The following is an 18,546-nucleotide window of genomic DNA, read 5'->3' on the forward strand; positions in this document are numbered from 1 at the left end:
AGGCTAACCTTAGCTTTCGTGACGCAAACTCCCGTGCAAGACCTCACGGCCCCGACCCCCGGCCAGGATTCACTGCTGGACCGCGCCTTCGGCTCCCCCCGGGCGGCACGGACCGCGCTGCTGACCGCTGCCGGAAAAGCCATATCGTACGGTGAGCTGCGCGCCGCCGTGGACCGGCTCGTCCTCCATCTCCCGGACGCCGCGACCGGGAAGCGCCTGGTGCACCTGCCGTTGCGCGCCGAGGTGCACAGTGTCGCCGCCTATCTCGCGACGCTTGAGGCCGGCCACGTCGCGCTCGTGACCTCGGACGAGCCCCGGACCGCTGCCATGCTCGAGCGTTACCGGCCGGATGTGACCGCCACCGGCGACCCGGAGCACCCGTTCGAGTTCGCCTCGGGCGCCCCGCTGCATGTGCTGCACCCCGATCTGGCGCTGCTGCTGAGCACCTCCGGCAGCACCGGATCCCCCAAGCTCGTCAGGCTCTCCCATCGAAACCTGGCCGCCAATGCCTCCGCCATCGCCAAGGCACTGCGCCTCACCGAGACCGACCGGGCCATCACCAGTCTCCCCCTGCACTACTGCTTTGGGCTCTCGGTCCTCCACTCGCACCTGGTCGCCGGAGCATCCGTCGTCCTGCACGAGGGTTCGGTCCTCGACGGCTCCCTCTGGGACGCCATCGACGGCCTCGGCGTCACCAACCTGGCCGCGGTCCCCCACATGGTCGAGCTCATGGAATCCACCGGCGTACTCGAAGCGAGCCACCCTTCGCTGCGACTGATAGCCCAGGCCGGTGGCCGCATGCACCCTGACCGTGTCCGGCGCACCGCCGACCTCGGCCGCGCGCAAGGGTGGGGACTGTCGGTGATGTACGGGCAGACGGAAGCCACCGCCCGCATCTGCGTCCTGGATCCGGCCCTGGCCGCAGTGAACCCCGACGCCGTGGGCAAGCCCGTCTCCGGAACCTCCCTGCATTTGGACACGACCGTGCCCGAGGCCGTCGACGGAGCCGGCGAAGTCGTCGTGCGCGGCCCCGGCGTCATGATGGGATACGCCGAACACCCCGACGACCTGGCGCTTGGCCCGATGCTGACCGAGCTGCGCACCGGGGACCTCGGGCGCGTCGGGCCCGACGGGCTGCTGAGGATAGTCGGGCGGCGCTCCGGATTCGTCAAGGTCATGGGCGTGCGCATTGACGTGGGCGCCGTCGAGCATGCCCTGGATGCGGCAGGTCACACGGCGTGCGTGGGCGGGGACGGAACCCGGCTGCTGGTCGCCGTCGAGCCCAGGACCTCAGGAGCCCCCGATGCCACCGCGGCCGAAGCCCGACGGATCGCCGGGCAGGCCTCGGGCCTGGGCGCCGCAGCAGTCGCCGTCGCGGTCACCGAGCTGCAGCGCCTGGCCAACGGGAAGCTGGACCGGCCCGGCTGCGCGGCACTGGTGCTCGCCGGCGCCGCCGGCCATGCCACCGAGACAACGGCCCCTGCCGGGGCCAAGAGCGCGGCCGCCGAGGTCGCGAAGGTTGTCTCGGAGGTGTTGGGCACCGACTCCGTCGACCTTGGCCGCAGCTTCGTCCAGCACGGCGGGGATTCGCTCAGTCACGTCCAAGCCTCCCTCCGTCTCGAGGGCATCGTCGGGCCGCTGCCCCGCGGCTGGCACCATCGAACCCTGTCCGAGTTGGCGGACCTGGCCGCCCACCGGCGCAACGCGCCCGCCGATCCGGGAGCCGCCGGCCTTGCCGGAACGCGCGCCCGCCCGCCCCGGATCTGGCGCACCGTGGAGACCTCCGTCGTGATGCGCGCGCTGGCCGTCGTGGCCATCTGCGGCTCCCACGCGGACCTGTTCGACGTCATGGGCGGGGCACACCTGCTGCTGGCCATTGCCGGCTACAACACCGTCCGCTTCGGACTCTCCGCGCCCGGGGTGGCCGACAGGTGGCGGGCCACCGCACGGATCCTGATCGGCGTGGCCGTCCCGACGATGCTCATCGCGCTGTTCGCCATGCTCACCACCGGACGCTACGGATGGTCCAACATCCTGCTCAGTCACTGGCTTCTCGGCGACACCACCGAAGGATCCACGCGCAACGAGTACTGGTTCATCGACGCCCTCGTCGCCAGCCTCCTGGTGCTCACCGCGGTGATCTCCGTTCCGGCCCTTGCCCGTGCGTGGAAGGCCGACCCCTGGCGCGTGGCCGCCTGGTTCACCGCCGCGGCCCTGGTGCCCCGGTTCGTTGTCCTGGCGCTGACGGAGGACTCGATGGCGCAATCGATCATGCCCACGACCCTGTGGCTGGTGGGCGTGGGCGCGGCCGCGGCCCATGCCGACACCCGCCGGCGCCGCTGGCTGACCCTGGCCCTGGGCGTAATCGGCGGCGCAACGTTTTTCGCCGACCAGCCCCTGCGCAATGCCGTCGTCGTCGCCGGCCTCGCCGCCCTGATCCTGGTACCACGGATGCGGGTACCCGCGTTCCTGCTGCCCCTGCTCGGCCTGCTGGCCGCCGCCTCCCTGTACATTTACCTGGTCCAGTTCCTGGTGCTCTCCGCCTTCGAGAACGACGTTGTCGAGACGGTGGCCGCACTGGGGGTCGGATGCCTGCTCTGGCGCCTGGCCGACCGCCCCATGCGGCGCCTGCAGGACCTGGTCCCCGCACCCAACCGATGGAATGAAAGAACGCCATGACCCACACACGCCGTCCCTTGCTCGCCATTGCACTCGCACTGCCGCTGGCCCTGGCCGCCTGCTCCGGCGGCCAGGCCGGCGAGGAGGCCTACGCCCCGCAGCCCGACACGCTGCAGATCTACTCCGCCCAGCACATCGAGGTCACCAAGGCCGTTGCCGCGGAGTTCACCGAGGAGACCGGCATCCCGACCCAGGTCCGCGACGGCCAGGACTCCTCCATGGGCCACATGATCGTGAAAGAGGGCAGCTCCTCTCCGGCTGACGTGTTCCTCACCGAGAATTCCCCGGCCATGACCCTCGTCGAACGCGAGGGGCTTCTCGCGCCGGTTGACGCAACCGCCCTGGACCAGGTCCGCGACGGCCTCGCTCCGTCCTCCCGGCTCTGGGCGCCGATCGCTGCCCGGTCCACCGTGCTGGTCTACAACAAGGACCTCATCAGCGAACAGGACCTGCCGTCCTCGATGATGGAGCTCGCCGACCCGAAGTGGTCGGGCAAGTGGGGCGCCGCCCCCGGCGGCGCCGACTTCCAGGCCATCGCCGCGGGCATGCTCGCCGAACGCGGCGAGTCCGAGACCCGCGCCTGGCTTCAGGCACTGGCGGATAACGCCGAGGTGTACCAGAACAACATCGCCACGATGAAGGCGGTCAATGCCGGGGAGGTCCCGGTCGGGATCATGTACCACTACTACTGGTACCGCGACCAGGCCGGGGACCGGCAGGGCAGCGCGAACACGGCGTTGCACTACTTCGGCGGAGAGGACCCGGGCGCGTTCGTCAGCTTGTCGGCCGGCGGGGTACTTGCCTCAAGCGACATGCCCGAGGAGGCCCAGAGGTTCCTCGAGTACGCCACCGGCCCCAAGGGACAGCGGGCCCTCGTCGACAGCGGGTCCATGGAGTACGCGGTGGGCACCGGGACGAATTCGGACCCGGCCCTCCCGTCGCTGGAGGAATTGGAAGCCCCAGCCGTTGAGGTCTCCTCCCTCAATTCCGACCAAGTGATCGCCTTGATGACGGATGTCGGGATCCTCTAGCACGCGCGGCGTGGTGGCCGCCGCGACCCTCGTCGCGGCCCTCACCCTGCTGCCGGTGCTCATCGCCCTTCCCGCCGCACTCGCGGAGGGACCGGCCCGCGCGGCGGAATACCTGTTCCGGCCCCGCATCGGGAACCTGCTGGCAAACACCGGATTGCTGGTGGCCGTCACGGTGCCGGCAGCCGTCGTGCTCGGGGCAGCCGCGGCCTGGCTCGTGGAGCGCACGGCCCTGCCCGGCGCCGCCTGGTGGCGGACCCTGCTGCTGGCGCCGTTGGCCGTCCCCTCGTTCGTCAGTGCCTACGCCTGGGTGACCGTCGCGCCGGGCCTGACCGGTTTCGCCGGGTCGGCCCTGGTGACCACCCTGGCCTACTATCCATTCGTCTTCCTGCCCGTCGCGGCGCAGTTGCGCGCCCTGGATCCGGCCGACGAGGATGCCGCCCGCTCGCTCGGGCTCTCCCCGGCCGCCGCCGTCATGCGCACCGTGCTGCCCCGGCTGCGTCCCTCGCTCAGCGGCGGCGCCCTGCTGGTGGCGCTGCACCTGCTGGCGGAGTATGGCGTCCTGGAGATGATGAGGTTCCCGACATTCACCACGGCGATCATGCAGCAATACGCGGTGGGCTTCAGCGATACCTCCGGGAGCCTGCTGGCCTCCGTGCTGGTCGGGCTGTGCCTGCTGGCGCTGTTGCTGGAGCTTCTCGCCCGGGGCAGGCGCCGCGTTGCGCGCCTGGGATCGGGGACACAGAGTCGTCCCGTGCCCCACGCCCTGGGTGCCTGGACCGCACCGGCCATGGTGTTGCTCGCGGCGCTCGTCGCCGGGGCCTTGGTGGTCCCGGTCGCCAGCGTGGGTCGATGGCTCGCCGCCTCCGAGGGATGGGCCGGCCTGCTCGATACAGGCCTGCTGGGCGCCACCCTTGGCACGGTGGGCCTGGCAACCCTGGGCGCCGTGGCAGCGACCGCTGCCGCGCTGCCGGGTGCCTGGCTGCTGAACCGGCACCACTCCGGCCTGACCGTGGCCCTGGAGCGCGTCACCTTCGTCGCCAGCTCGCTGCCCGGCATCGTCGTCGGACTGGGGCTGGTGACCTTGGCCGTGACATGGGCGGGCCCGCTGTACCAGACCGTCACCCTGACGGTTCTGGCGTACGCCATCCTCTTCGTCCCCCGGGCCATGGTCTCACTGCGCTCCGGGCTGGCTGCGGCTCCGCCCGAGCTCTCCGAGGCCGCGCGCTCCCTTGGAACGGGCGGCACGGGCACCCTGGTCCGGGTCGTCCTGCCGTTGATGGCGCCCTCCGTGATGACGGGCCTTGTCCTGGTGGCGCTGGCCGTCAGCACCGAACTGACGGCCACGCTGCTGCTCGCCCCCACCGGGACCGAGACCTTGGCCCTGGCCTTCTGGCGCGAGGCCAGCCAACTCGACTACGCCGCCGCGGCCCCGTATGCCGCCGTGATGATTGCCCTGTCCGTGCCCCTGACCCTGCTGCTGCGGCGGCAGATCCTGGAGGAGAAATGACCGAACTCAAGGTCCGTGCCGTCTCGGCCGACTACGGCCTCGACGCGGTGCTCAAGTCCGTCGACCTCACCGTGGCGGAGGGCACGACGATGGCCGTGCTGGGTGGGTCCGGCAGCGGCAAGACAACGCTGCTGCGCATCATCGCCGGCTTCCTTCCATCCAGCGGTGGCGAGGTGTCGGTCGGGGGCCGGGTGGTTGCCGGGCCCGGGGTGTGGGTGCCGCCCGAACAACGCGGGATCGGCTATGTGCGCCAGGAAGGCGGGCTGTTTCCGCACCTGTCGGTGGCCGGCAACATCGCCTTCGGCTTGCCGTGGCCGCGTCGTCGCCATCGGGACCGCGTGCTCGAGTTGCTTGATCTTGTCGGCCTGCCCTCCGCGATGGCGGACCGCCAGCCGGACCGGCTCTCCGGAGGCCAGCAGCAGCGCGTGGCCCTGGCACGCGCGCTGGCTCCGCGCCCGGGACTGATCCTGCTCGACGAGCCGTTCTCCGCCTTGGACAGCGGGCTTCGCGCAGCCACCCGCGAGGCCACCGCCCGGGCCCTGCGGGCGGCGGGCGCGACCGCGGTCCTGGTGACCCACGACCAAGGCGAGGCTCTCTCCTTCGCTGACGAGATCGCGATCCTTGACAGCGGCCGCTTCCGGCAGGTCGGCCCGCCGGCGGAGGTATACCGGCAGCCCGTCGACGCGGAGGTGGCCCGCTTCCTGGGCGAGGCCGTCCTGCTCGACGGCACGGCCTTCGCCGGGGCTGTCTCCTGCCTGCTCGGCACCCTGCCCGTCCAGGAGGGGACCCCGGACGGAAAGGTCCAGGTGATGGTCCGACCCGAGCAAATCACCCTCACCCCCGTCGGGAGCGGCCACGTGGAGGCCACGGTCCGCGCCGTTTCATACTTCGGACACGACGCCGTCGTGGAACTGCACGACATCGGCGGCGCATCGTCCCAAGCGGTGATCGCACGGGTGCTTGGCCAAAACGCGCCCCCCGTCAACCAGCGCGTAGGCCTCAGAGTCATCGGCCCCGTCCGGGCATTTCCTCGCGCCCGCCTCCGCGACCTGTCCCTGCTGCGGCGCGCCGCAGAGTCCGAGGTCCATGCTCCGTAGCCAGGAAACGAACGACCCGGCCGCCGCCAACGTTTGCGCCCCGGAACGGTAGCCGATCGGCCACTGCCGGAGCGTCTGGCGCAATCTATAGGCGTGCTGCGGCTCCCGCCGATACTGGCGCGAGCCAGGGGCATAGGCCGGCCCGTGCCACGATGGTCTCCAATCAGTGCTGAACTGGAGATGACGCCCAGATGTCTGGGCTGTTGATGTCTTTTCCCTTGATCGCCTGCTTGGCAGTGGCCATCCCGATTGGGGACGCTAAACGGGATTCTCGATCTTGAGGTCTTCCCATTCGAAATGGGTCACGGTGCCGTCTTCCGCATCAGAAGGTTGTTGAAGCGAAGTGTCGGCTGGAGTGGAGTGAATGGGCCCGAGGTGGATTGTGCACGGATTTGGCCGTTTGCTTCGATGCGTGACTAGGTCTTACTGCCGGTGAGCGCCATCGCACCGCCAAGGCCGATCATCACCACGCCGCCACCGGCACCCATGTGTGAGAGGCGTTTCGGGCTACGGGCGAACCACGCCCGTGCCGTGCCGGCCGTAAGCGCCCACACGCTGTCACTGGCCACGCCAATGGCAAAAAAGATCATCCCGAGGGTCGCCATTTGCAGCGGGATGGCCCCGTTTTCGTAGCTGACGAACTGCGGGAGCACAGCGACGAAGAACACGATGGTCTTGGGGTTGGTTACTCCAACAAAGAATCCCTCACGGATGAGGCGGAAGGATGACGGTCGCGCCCGTGGTGAGGTGTCGGTATCGGTGTGTTCATTGCGGTGGCGGATCGCCTGCACTCCCAGGTAGATCAAGTAGCCGGCTCCGAGGAACTTGATGATGATGAAGACGACTACGGATTCGGCGACGAGGGCACCGACGCCGAGTGACACCAGTGCTACGGTGTTGAGCGTCGCGTTGTTTGGGGATGAGCCGTCGAGTTCGGTGCCGATGCAAGGTTTCGACTTGTAGGTCTTGATCTTCGGTTATTGGCGGCGGCAAGCTGACGATAACCAAACTTAAGGCAAACGACCCAGCGCCAGATTTCGAAGGCTGCGCCGGGTCGTTCTAACGCGAAAGAGTCGCGCTAATGATCACGGTAAGTTATGCGCCCGCCGCTGTCGAATCTGATCTGCGTGGCGGGCTCCTTTCATGCCCCGAATGCGCCGGGGCATTGCGTCCGTGGGGCCATGCACGGGAACGACGGATCCGCATGGGAACCGCGGGGCCGTCCGTGTCGGTGTTTTGCCCGTTGCGGGCCCGGTGCACCGGATGCCGGATGACTCATGTGCTGTTGCCGGTTGTTCTGGCGGCACGGAAGGCTGATGAGGCTTTGGTGATCGCCGCAGCCATCGAAGCCAAGGCCCTCGAGGGGCTCGGCCACCGCTCCATCGCGGATCGGGTGGGCCGGCCGGTGAGCACGGTGCGTGGTTGGCTGCGGTCTTTCGGCTCTTCCGCCGCGTCCCTGTGTTCTTGGTTTCGGTCTCTGCTGCTCCGGGACGCGTCGGATGCCGCGTCGCTCTGGCCGCAGTCCGCCCGTGGAATTCTTGCCCAGGCCTTGGGGGTTCTGTTGGCCTATGCCCGGGTGGTGGGCGAGCGTTTTGCGGTCCCGGAAGCCAGTGCGGTTCCTTGGCATGCTGCCGCGTTGGCCAGCGCCGGGCCGTGGGTGTTCAGCGGCACCTGGTGGGTGAAAAGGCTTGCAACACCAATTGGCCCTGATAGGGCGGGGTGTTGATGGGCGAAAGTGGGCAACAAGCATGACCTGCGCCCCGGTGCAGGTGGTGCCGATAAATACCGTTTCCCTGAAAGGACACCGCCTTGATGCCACTTGCCCTGATCCCGGAACAGCGTCCGGAAACCTTTGTTGCAGCCGACCCTCCACCGGCAACACCGGCACCGTCCTCGGCTCCGGTGAAAGGACCGGTGAAACGCAGCGAACGCGCCGAGCAGATCGCCCTGTTCCGCTACCAGCTCATCCGGGAAGCAGCCGATGACCAGCTCGGTGCCAAGGCCCGAGGTGTCATGGTGCGCGCACTGGCCACCCAATACCATCCCTGGCCTTTCGGGGGCACCAAGCGGTTCTCCCGGGAAAGTATCGATCGCTGGATCAAGGCCTGGAAGAAGGACGGCTTTGACGGGTTGAAGCCAACCCAACGCGCCCAAGGCCCGATCACCGAGCCCCGGGTGCTGCTGCTGGCCGAGACCTTGAAGCGGGAGAAGCCTCACCGCACTGCCGCCCAAATCAAAAGGATCATCGCCACCACGCTGGGCGATGCACCCTCGGAAACGACGCTGCTGCGCCACTTCCGGTCCCTGGACATTTCCACCGGCGTTCCCGGGGCCGCCACCGGCCGCTTCGAAACCGAGGAATCCAACGAAATCTGGGTGGGAGATGCCCTGCATGGGCCGCGGATCGAGGGACGCAAAACCTATTTGTTCGCGTTCCTCGATGACCATTCCCGGATGGTGGTCGCCTCCCGGTGGGCCTTCGCCGAGGACACCGTCCGCCTGGCCGCGGTGCTGCGTCCGGCCCTGCAAACCCACGGAATACCACGTCAGGTCTATGTCGACAACGGCAGTGCCTTTGCTGACAAGGCACTTCAGCGGGTCACGGCGAAGCTGGGGATCAGGTTGGTTCATTCGGCCCCCTACCGCCCGCAGGGAAGGGGCAAAATTGAGCGGTTCTTCAATACCGTGACCCAGCAATTCCTGGGTGAAATCACCGTCACCAACCAGCCCTCGCTTCCGGGCACCGGGCAGGGATCGGAGATCTCCACCCTGCAAGAACTGAACGCGCTCTTCACCTCCTGGGTGCAGGTTCTCTATCACCGCACCATCCACTCCACCACCGGGCAAACACCGCTTGAGCGCTGGGATGCCAGCTGGGTCAAACGCACCCCGGTACGCAAATCCCCGGACCAGGTCAGTGAGGCATTCCTCTGGTCCGAGAAACGTAAGGTCACCAAGACTGCCACGATCTCCCTGCTGGGCAACACCTACCAGGTGGACCCGGTGCTGGCAGGAACCCGGGTCGAACTCATCTATGATCCCTTCGACCTGGCCGCCCCCATCGCCGTGCACTCCCACCTGGGAGTCCCGGCCGGAACCGCGACCCTGCTTCAGATTCGTCGGCACGTGCACCCGAAGGCCAAGAATGCGGCCGCCGACCGGGACGCCGGGGCCCAAAACGTTTCCACCGGCATCGATTACCTGCGCCTGCTCGAGGACCAACACAAACACACCATGAGCGGGGCTCCGATCAGCTTCGAGAAACTCGCCACCCCGTCCAGAAACACCGACACCGCCAAAGCGCACCACCGCCAGGAGAACACGCTGTGAGCATCACGTCTCTGCAAAGCCATTACGGTTTTTCCCGCATGCCCTTCAGCGCGGACATCCCGCCCCAGGCGCTGCATCCGCACCCCGGGCACCGCGAGGCGATCGCCCGGATCCACTGGTGCATCGGCCAACGCCAAATGGGTGTGATCACCGGGGAGGTCGGTGCCGGGAAAACCGTCGCGGTGCGCGCGGCACTGGCCGGGCTCGAGGCCTCCCGCCACCAGGTCATCTATCTTCCGGACCCGACCATCACCATGCGCGGCATCCATGCCACCATCGTTTCGGCCCTGGGCGGCCAGCCTTCCTTCTATTCCGGGGTATTGGCCACCCAAACCGCGGCACTGCTGGCCGGGGAGCTGGACGAGCGTTCCCGCCTGCCGGTCGTGGTCATCGACGAGGCGCACCTTTTGAGCAACACCGAGCTGGAATCCCTGCGCATGCTCACCAACACGGCCCTTGATACCGGGTCCCACTTCGCATTGCTGCTCATTGGGCAACCCACGCTGCGCAGGCGCCTGAAGATGGCCGTCCTGGCCGCGCTGGACCAGCGCATCGGCACCCGTTTCACCCTCACCGGCATGAACCTGGCCGACACAGCCAGCTATATCAAAGCGCATCTCGGTTTTGCGGGCAGATCGGACACGCTGTTCTCCGAGGATGCCGTTACCGCCATCCACCAGGCCTCCCGGGGTTACCCGCGGGCGGTGAACAACCTCGCCGTCTCCGCGTTGATCGCCACCTACGCCGGCAACAAGACCATCGTCGACCAGGCCGCGGCGCAATCCGCGATCACCGAAAACAGCGAATAGGAGCCCGGCACCGACGACGACCACGCCGTCAGCAAGACAACGAATGCCCTGCCGAAACCCCTCGGCAGGGCATTTCCATGGGCGGCTCGTCGTCAAACCCGGTGACGCGAAGATCGTCAAACAACGCGACGGTCAACATACGGCCGGAAGCGCCCCGAGTGCGTTCCCGAGCACGCTGAGAAAGCCGCCCTTGCGACCCAGGGAGAGCGAGCGACCGATGACAAAAAGCACGCTCGGGCCGGGAATGAGGATAAGGGCAAATGCGGCGAGGGCAAAAGCCCAGGCATTGGCCGCAGGTAGCATGTCGACTCCAATTCATGGTGCGTTGATGCGTCGAATATATCGGAAACCCAATCGATATAGGGCCACGCTCGCTCGTCCGCAGGGAACCCGCAATCGTTCTTCTTCGCCGCTGGAACAGTCGCATCGTCCCGCAAGGGGCATATTTGGATCAGCGACCAGCTATTTGGAAAGCAGATCGAAGTCGTACCGTGCCGAGGACTGACCTGGGTCAAAGGGGGTTTCTGCGTGGACCGAAAGTTTTCGTTTCGCCATCCCATGTCCACCAATGCCAACAGTCGAGTTCTGTGGAGCTTTCCATGATGGATGGGTACCTCGGTGGGGAGTGAGATCTGTCTACCCAAACAATACCGGAGGAATAATTCAGGTAGAGGGAGGAGGTGACGATGAGCAAGATCTGAACGGCCCGGCAAGTTGAATCCGATCGCTACAAGCTCCTGGAGACTCCCAGCAGTGACGCAACATCAAGGTGACGCTCGAATCCGGGGGGCCGCGTCATCTACGTCGCCGACCCTGTCAGGGCGCTCGCCTTGAAGCGAGCCGACAGGTTCTTGACGCGCGAGCGGGCAAATTGCAAATAGCCGCGGGTTGGGCACTGGGAAGGGCGATCCCGGAGACCGCCCGTTAACTATGTGCCGCTAGGTTCGGCTCGATCCCTGTCCGGCGTCCAGTGACCCCGGCCCCGTGCGGGCAGGTTGCCGGCATCGCCGGGCGGCAGGAAGGCGATCCATCACGCCCTGACAAAAATCGCGGTGGCGCGCGAGGAATCGATCCCGGTCTGGCTGATCGACTGGATCATGTACCAGTAGCTGTGTCCGAGCACCACGCCGGTGTCCAGCCAGGACTGGGCGGCGGCGGTGCGGCGGCGCACCGCGCGCAGGTAGGTGCCGGTGGACTGGATGTAGGGAACGACGGTGCCGGTGGATTCCCAGCGCCAGATGGCGATGAGCTTGATGGGCTCGCCGCTGGAACTGGAGGTCCAGCTCAACCGCACACCGGTGCCCTCGCGCACGGCCTTGGAAATGGTCGGGGTGTAGGGGCGGATGGCGTTCAGCTGCGGGTACGGGACCGGCAGTGAGGGCCGCGCGTAGTGGCGGGCCTTGAGGATCCCGATGGCGTTGAGCTTGTTAGCCCTGAAGGCGGTGGTGTTGTAGTAGGCGTGTCCGCGCACCGCAGGCACCTGGCGGCACTTGGTGAGGTGGTCGCGCAGCTCGTTGGGATCCCGCCAGGCGGCCGTCGCCGGGTCGCCGACCTTGTACGCGGCTTCCCCGGTGTACAGCTTGACGTTGGTCCCGGCGACCTGCTTGGCCCACCAGTCGACCAGCACGTTGTAGTTGGCCACGGTGTAGCCCTGGTACCAGTAGAGCTGCGGGGCGATGTAGTCGACCCAGCCGTCCTTGACCCAACGCCGGGTGTCGGCGTAGAGGGCATAGAAGCTTTCCAGCCCGCTGGTGGCCGAGCCCAGGGTGCTGGAGGTCCTGTTGGCCCAGATGCCAAAGGGGCTGATGCCGAACACGACCCGGGGCTTGGCTGCCCGGATGGCGTTGTGGGTGTCGCGGACGAACACGTTGATGTTGTTGCGCCGCCAGGAGGAAATCGAGGTGAACGAGCCCTTGTAGGTGGCGTAGGTCGAGGAGTCGGGAATCGATTGGCCCGAGACCGGGTACGGGTAGAAGTAGTCGTCGAAGTGCACCCCGTCCACGTCGTAGCGCTTGACCAGGTCGATGACCACGCTGCGGATGTAGTTGCGCACCGCCGGGATGCCGGGGTTGTAGTAGCGCCGGGGCCCGTAGGCGAAGGACCAGGAAGGGTTCAGCCGCGCCGGGTGGCTGGCCACCAGGGAGTTCAGCGAGGTGTCCATCCCCACGCGGAAGGGGTTAATCCAGGCGTGCAGGGCAATCCCGCGTTTGTGCGCCTCCGAGATCGCGTAGCCCAGCGGGTCGTAGCCCGGGTCCTTGCCCTGGGTGCCGGTGAGGTACCTGGACCACGGCTCCCCCAGCGTGGACTTCCACATCCGGTCGGCGGCAGGGCGGACCTGCAGGAACACCGCGTTGAGGTTCCGCGACACGGCCAGGTTCAGGATCGAGCGCAATTCCGATTGCTGGGCGGCCACGGTCAGCCCGGATTTTGAGGGCCAGTCGATGTTCACCACGCTCGCGGTCCACAGGGCACGGAACTCGGTGCGCGGGTAGGTCGCGGAGGTGGCGGTATTGCGGGAGGAGACGGTGTAGACGTGGTTGCGGATGACCGCCGCGGCGGCGGGGGCGGCAAGCAGCCCGGGGCCAAGCGCGGCGCCGGCCAGGCCCGCCACGGCCGCCGAAAGCACCGCCCTGCGGCTCACGGGATTGGCCAATGACAGGGACAGGGGTGCCATTTCCGTTTTCATGGCGGTGACTCCGATGGTGCGCGAGCGGTCACGGCCGGGCTGGATCGCGGGGCCGCTTGGAGGCAACGCTACGCCGCGCCGGCACGCCCGGAAAGCGCCGAAATATCACGCTTGCGCGGCACTTTGGTTACGCCTTGGAGGGGGCCCCGGCGACACCCTCCGGCCGGTGCACGGGAACCGCCGCGTCAGGGCGAATCGGTCAGCGCAGCGAGGAAGCGCTTCTCGAATTCCACGGCGGTGGTCCTGGCAAAGGTGCTGGTCAGGTGCGACTGGTCCATGTAGACCAGCACGTTGCCGATGACCGGGCGGCAGATCCCGTCGGGGCACAGCTGGTCGGTCATGTCCATGGTGGAGAACCCCTCCCCCAGGCTGCCCGTGGCCGACAGCTCCTCCAGCGGGGAGGTCTCGGCCATGAGTTCGGAAACCGGTGCGCTGCACTGCTGCGCCTGTGCCCCGAACCGGTCCACGCAATCGGGCACGGGAGTGGTGAAGCGCGGGGTGTCGCGCAGCGCCACGACCGGGATGCCGGCCTCGAGCAGCGGTCGGATGCCGGCCTCGTAGTCCGGCACCACCCGTTCCAGCTCCCCGGCGCTGTGGCCGTGCCGGTCGGGGCCCAGCGCGGTAAAGGAGCCGAGGGTGATCACGGCGTCGGGGTCGTGCTCCAGTGCGTAGTCACCGGCTGCCGCGTTGAACTCCCCGCATTCCTCTCCGCGGGTTTCCGAGGGCCCGCCGAAGCGGCACGACGGCTTGGTCAGCAGGACCCAGCGCCACCCCAGCTTCTGCGCCATCGCATCCACCGCGCCGCTCCAGTGCTGCGCGTGCGAATCCCCCAGCAACACGATGGTCTTTTCCGCCTTCGGGTTTCCGCCCTGCTGGCAGTACTCGATGGCCGGCGATTCGGGTGCCCACGCTCCGGTGCACTCGGCACCGAAGTTCGACCATTCCTCATCCAGCTTGGTGGTCAACGGGACCATGACGGCCTCCGAACTGGGTTCGTGCCCGAAGCCGGGGTCCAGGATGGCCGCGCCGGGATTCTCGACCGGTGCCTGGGAGGCCGCCCTCAGCTCCTCGGCGGAGACGCGGTGTTCCCAGCCGCCCAGCGGGGCGAGCACCAGCGAGAGCAGCACCGCGATGCCCAGCCCCACGCGCCGGCGCTTGGCCGAGAGCCACTGCCAGGAGCGCAGGGGCGACTCGACGATGCGCGTGGTGGCCCAGGCCAGCAACAGGGAAACCAGCATAATGCCCAGCCCGGCACCGAGGGAGATCTCCGCACTTCCGGATTCGACCAGGAAGAAGACCATGACCGGCCAGTGCCATAGGTAGAGCGCATAGGAGACGTTCCCGAGCCAGCCGAGGACCGGCGCCGCGAGCACCCGCTGCACGCCCAAGCGGTGGTTCGGGGACATGATGACCAGCGCGGCGGCGAGCGTGGGCCACAGCGCCAGGTAACCGGGGAACTGTTGCTGGACCTGCAGCAGCATGCCGCAGCTGAGGATTGCCGCCAGGCCCAGCCAGCCAAGGGGCACGGTCAGGGCGGCGGGGAGCCTTTGGAGCATCGGCAGGAAGATGGCCACCAGCGAACCCAGCGCGAATTCCCAGAGCCGTGCACCCGTGTCGAAGTAGGCCCACGATTGCGCCGTGGAAGTGGTGTGCACCGAGTAGGCCAGGGAAAGCAGGAAGACGGTGCCAAAGAGCGCGCCCATGGTCATCCGGTAGCTCAACGAGGGAATCCTGGTGACGAGCCACTTCCACAGGATCAGGCCCGCGGCCAGCAACAGCGGCCAGAGGATGAAGATCTGCCCTTGGATGGACAGCGACCAGAAGTGCTGCAGCGGGCTGGCGGTGGCATGTTCGGCAGCGTAGTAGTCAACCGAGTCGCGGGCCAGCTGCCAGTTTTGGGCGTAGAAGAGGCTGGCGGTGATCTGCTCCATGATGGAGTTCCAGCGCGCCTTGGGCAGCAAGGCGACGCTGGCCGCGATGGTCGCCAGCAGGACCAGGACCGCTGCCGGCAACAGCCGGCGGAAGACATTGAGCCAATACCCCAGCAGGGCCAGCGGACGCCCGCCCTCGACCTTGCGGATGAAGGCACCGGTGAGGAAGAACGCGGAGAGCAGCAGGAACACATCCACACCGCCGGACACCCGGCCAAACCACACGTGGTAGACCATAACCAGCAGCACGGCCAGCGCCCGCAGGCCCTGGAGCTCGGGCCTGAAAATGGATGCGGTGTTCGCCGCACGTGGACTCCGCCCTGCCACGCGTTGCGCAGGTAAGGAAAGCGACATCAATACATCCTGGAAAATCGACAGCGTCCCATGCCCGGAACGTTGGGCATGGGCATCCAACGTTACCAAACCTCGTTATCGATTCGTTACGCGAGGTTCCCTGACTGGCCGCATGTGTGACTAGCTGCATCAACCGGTATGCAAGCATCAAAGTCATTCTGGTGCTTTTGGCCGAACGGGCGCTTTTCGCGCGCCTGCGGCCCAGTCCGGCCCAGGGTTGCCGACCGCAGACGAAGTCGCCGACGAGGAAACCCGATGGCATTCTTCGGGGAGCACACGCGAGGAATTATCTGGGGAAACAACATCCCCGCGTGCCCCGCTCCATAGCGAGTTCCGTTCCGGATTGTAAGGGCGCGGCTGCACCCCGAAATCCGTCTCGGGCGGCCTTCCATGCTGGCTCCGATCAGCGCCGTCTCAGATCCTGCGTTGGCTTCGAACCAAAGGTCAACCGTGGAACAACGTTCGCTGACATACCCTGCGAAAAGCTTGCGCCCTGTGGCAACCTCCGGGCCCTACGCCGTTCGCCGCAGCCCGAGCGCGCACGAATCCGTGCCCTAGGTTTTTTACAACCTGGAGCGACTACAAATGGGGCTCATGGGGCGGCGGGGGTGTCGCTCCGGCCCAGTGGGGGGCACACCCTGCAGTAGGAGTCATCATGTTTCAGAAGACCCGCACCATAAGGACGGGAAAGCGCGACCTCAAAAGAACCCGGTCCTCGGTGTTGGCAGGTGCGGCGTCCGCGGCACTGCTCGCAGCGGCACTGGTTCCGTTGGCAGGAACCGCAGCATCCGCCAACACCGCAGGCAACGGACCGGTCGATCCACAAAATGGCTTCCCGACCTGGTTCTCCGACGGCACCGCGAAACTGCAGCTGTGCTACACGGCCGGCACCGGCTGCCTGATGGAACCACCGAATCCCGATCTTCCGGCGTCCTACCCGGACAACTTCCCCGATGAGGCATTCTGGTTCGCCGCGGAAGCCAGCGGCGGGAACCTGCGCCTCTACGAGGCAGCCCTGGAGGCAGCGCATGCCAACGAGATCGTCCAGGACGGGGACCAGATGGGCTTTGGCCGGCTACGCTTCATCATCGAGAACATCGTCGCGGGCCAACAATACACCGTGACGCACCCCTACGGGGTGAACACCTTCACCGCCGAAGCCGACCCCAAGGTCGGCGGGCGCATCAAGGTCACCCTGGATTCGGGCGCCTGCGCCCCGTCCCTTGCCTCCCCGTGCAACTGGGGCCAGGTGGGCGCTGCATTCCTGGGCGACTACACCACGGGCAGCACCGCGACCTTCCTGCGCCAGGTCGGTGCGGCACCCGGAACCCTGGGCGACATCAACACCGCCCGCGCGGTAACCGGGGCACCCTCGGGCAATAACTTCGTGACCGTCACCGGCCCCAACGCCGGCGGGCCTGGCATCGACACGTTGACGGTGAGCACCTTTACCGTCCAGGGCCTGCTCTACCAGGGAGACGACGGGGCGCCGAGCACCCCCGACCTGGCAGCGGCCAGCGACACGGGCAGATCAACCACTGACAACATCACCCGCACCAACCTTCCCACCCTCACGGGAACCGCCACCGCCGGATCCACCGTGGAACTCCTCGTTGACGGTGCCACCGTCCCGGCCGTGAGCGGTGTCGCCACCGGCGGCAACTACTCCTTGCGCGTGCCTACGGCGTTGGCCAACGGCGTGCATAAATTCCAGGCCCGGATCGCCAACCCTCTGGTTGCCACCGACCCCGCAGCGCCGCCATACCTGACCTCGCCTACACTCACCGCGACGGTGGACACCGTGGCACCGGTCTCCTCCGTGGTCGCACCATTCCCCTCGACCCCCACACTGGATAACACTCCGACCCTGAACACGGCGGTCAATGAGGCACGGTCGACCCTCGAATGCCGGTTGCTCCCGAGCAATCCCGACTGGGAAGCAGGTTGCCCGGCGGCGAAGACCTACGACGCACAGGTCAACGGAACCTACGTGTTTGAGGTGCGAGCCAGCGATGCCGCAGGCAACACCGGTATTGCCGCCACCCGCACGGTGCGGATCGGCCCTGCGGACACCGTCGCTCCCGCCATTTCCAGCCGCGGTCCGGGAACCAACGCTACGAACGTCAACACGGCCTCTAACGTTTCCGCGGTCTTCAGCGAGTTCGTCCAGGGAGTTTCCGCCACAACGTTCACCCTGAAGAACCCCGCCGGGACCACCATCCCTGCGGCCGTCACCTACGACCAGGCGACGCGCAGGGCCACGCTGAATCCGACGGCGAACCTCGCCCTCAACACCGTCTACACCGCTCGGATCACCGGGGGCGCGAGCGCAGTCCGCGACTTGGCGGGCATCGCACTACCCACCACCACGTGGACCTTCACCACGAACGCGGCCCCGACGGTCACCGTCCGCACACCGGCCTCGGGGGCAAAGTCCGTCGCCGTCGCCGGCAACGTCTCCACAACGTTCAGCGAACCCGTAACCGGGGTGGGAGCGACAACCTTCACCCTCAAAAACGCGGCGACCGGGGCAGCCATCCCATCCGCAGTCTCCTACAACGCGACCACGCGGGTAGCCACGTTGAACCCGACCGCGAACTTGGCCGCCGACACCAGATACACCGCGGTCCTCACCGGCGGCACCACAGCGATCCGCGACGCGCAGGGCGCCCCGCTGGCCACCCACAGCTGGACCTTCACCACCGGCCCCGCACCCGTGGTGTCTGCCAGGGTCCCGGCAGTCAACGCCACTGCCATCCGCAGGGCGAACAACATCACCGTCACCTTCAGTGAAGCGGTGTTGGGAGTCGGAACCACAACGCTGAACCTTCGCAACGCCACCACCGGTGCGGTGGTGTCGGCAACGGTGACGCGCAACGGAACCACCAACCAGTGGATCCTGAACCCTGCTGCCAGCTTGGCGGCCAACACCCGCTACACCGTCCGGGCGTTCGGCGGAGCGACATTGATACGCGACGCGGCCACCAATCCGCTGGTCTCGACTAACTGGTCATTCACGACCGGCGCGTCCTGACCCAAAATGGCCGCCTGCCCACCGACAGTTGGTGGGCAGGCGGCCATTTCATGGGCCCGGGCAAGGACCGGTGCGGCCATACGCGTCC

General features: G+C 67.2%; 11 protein-coding genes and 1 pseudogene. 8 read left to right on the plus strand and 4 right to left on the minus strand.

Features of this window, described 5'->3' with window-relative positions; all coding sequences use genetic code 11:
- Positions 1 to 18 precede the first annotated feature (18 nt).
- Genes ABD687_RS06165 through ABD687_RS06180 form a run of 4 tightly spaced genes read left to right on the plus strand, consistent with a single transcriptional unit; the run spans position 19 to position 6,314 of the window.
- Positions 19 to 2,679 (plus strand): AMP-binding protein, encoded by a 2,661-nt coding sequence (locus tag ABD687_RS06165; protein WP_310292717.1) that lies wholly within the window; start codon positions 19 to 21, stop codon positions 2,677 to 2,679.
- Positions 2,676 to 3,710, plus strand: coding sequence for an extracellular solute-binding protein (locus ABD687_RS06170; RefSeq protein WP_310292714.1), 1,035 nt, complete (start codon positions 2,676 to 2,678; stop codon positions 3,708 to 3,710). The genes ABD687_RS06165 and ABD687_RS06170 overlap by 4 nt, the downstream gene beginning before the upstream one ends.
- Positions 3,694 to 5,217: an ABC transporter permease gene (locus ABD687_RS06175; protein ID WP_310292711.1), complete on the plus strand. Its 1,524-nt coding sequence runs from the start codon at positions 3,694 to 3,696 to the stop codon at positions 5,215 to 5,217. The genes ABD687_RS06170 and ABD687_RS06175 overlap by 17 nt, the downstream gene beginning before the upstream one ends.
- Positions 5,214 to 6,314 (plus strand): ABC transporter ATP-binding protein, encoded by a 1,101-nt coding sequence (locus ABD687_RS06180; protein WP_310292708.1) that lies wholly within the window; start codon positions 5,214 to 5,216, stop codon positions 6,312 to 6,314. Before ABD687_RS06175 ends, ABD687_RS06180 begins: the two co-directional genes overlap by 4 nt.
- A gap of 416 nt (positions 6,315 to 6,730) precedes the next feature.
- Here the strand turns inward: ABD687_RS06180 and ABD687_RS06185 are convergent, their stop codons facing one another.
- Entirely contained in the window at positions 6,731 to 7,198 is a 468-nt protein-coding gene (locus tag ABD687_RS06185; RefSeq protein WP_310292706.1) for a LysE family translocator, read from the minus strand.
- 197 nt (positions 7,199 to 7,395) lie between these two features.
- On the opposite strand from ABD687_RS06185, the gene ABD687_RS06190 reads away from it, so the two are divergent.
- From ABD687_RS06190 to ABD687_RS06200, 3 genes are all read left to right on the plus strand, one after another.
- The gene (locus ABD687_RS06190) at positions 7,396 to 8,040 is read left to right on the plus strand and encodes a DUF6431 domain-containing protein (RefSeq protein WP_302263213.1); all 645 of its coding nucleotides are present in this window, start codon (positions 7,396 to 7,398) and stop codon (positions 8,038 to 8,040) included.
- A gap of 86 nt (positions 8,041 to 8,126) precedes the next feature.
- Entirely contained in the window at positions 8,127 to 9,644 is a 1,518-nt protein-coding gene (locus tag ABD687_RS06195; protein WP_310292703.1) for a DDE-type integrase/transposase/recombinase, read from the plus strand.
- The gene (locus tag ABD687_RS06200) at positions 9,641 to 10,453 is read left to right on the plus strand and encodes an ExeA family protein (RefSeq protein ID WP_302263215.1); all 813 of its coding nucleotides are present in this window, start codon (positions 9,641 to 9,643) and stop codon (positions 10,451 to 10,453) included. Before ABD687_RS06195 ends, ABD687_RS06200 begins: the two co-directional genes overlap by 4 nt.
- A 138-nt stretch (positions 10,454 to 10,591) precedes the next feature.
- On the opposite strand, the pseudogene ABD687_RS06205 reads toward ABD687_RS06200, so the two are convergent.
- The 3 genes and pseudogenes from ABD687_RS06205 to ABD687_RS06215 form a co-directional block, all read right to left on the minus strand.
- Positions 10,592 to 10,756, minus strand: a pseudogene (locus ABD687_RS06205) (LysE family translocator); the annotation flags it as partial.
- 727 nt (positions 10,757 to 11,483) lie between these two features.
- A complete protein-coding gene (locus tag ABD687_RS06210; protein ID WP_310292699.1) occupies positions 11,484 to 13,139 on the minus strand; it encodes a glycoside hydrolase family 10-like protein in 1,656 nt (551 codons plus the stop codon).
- A gap of 185 nt (positions 13,140 to 13,324) precedes the next feature.
- Positions 13,325 to 15,424 (minus strand): acyltransferase family protein, encoded by a 2,100-nt coding sequence (locus ABD687_RS06215; RefSeq protein ID WP_310292696.1) that lies wholly within the window; start codon positions 15,422 to 15,424, stop codon positions 13,325 to 13,327.
- Positions 15,425 to 16,079: 655 nt separating this feature from the next.
- Between ABD687_RS06215 and ABD687_RS06220 the strand changes: the two genes are divergently transcribed.
- The gene (locus ABD687_RS06220) at positions 16,080 to 18,458 is read left to right on the plus strand and encodes an Ig-like domain-containing protein (RefSeq protein WP_310292691.1); all 2,379 of its coding nucleotides are present in this window, start codon (positions 16,080 to 16,082) and stop codon (positions 18,456 to 18,458) included.
- Positions 18,459 to 18,546: the final 88 nt, after the last annotated feature.

The organism is Paeniglutamicibacter sulfureus, assembly GCF_039535115.1.
GTDB lineage: Bacteria > Actinomycetota > Actinomycetes > Actinomycetales > Micrococcaceae > Paeniglutamicibacter > Paeniglutamicibacter sulfureus.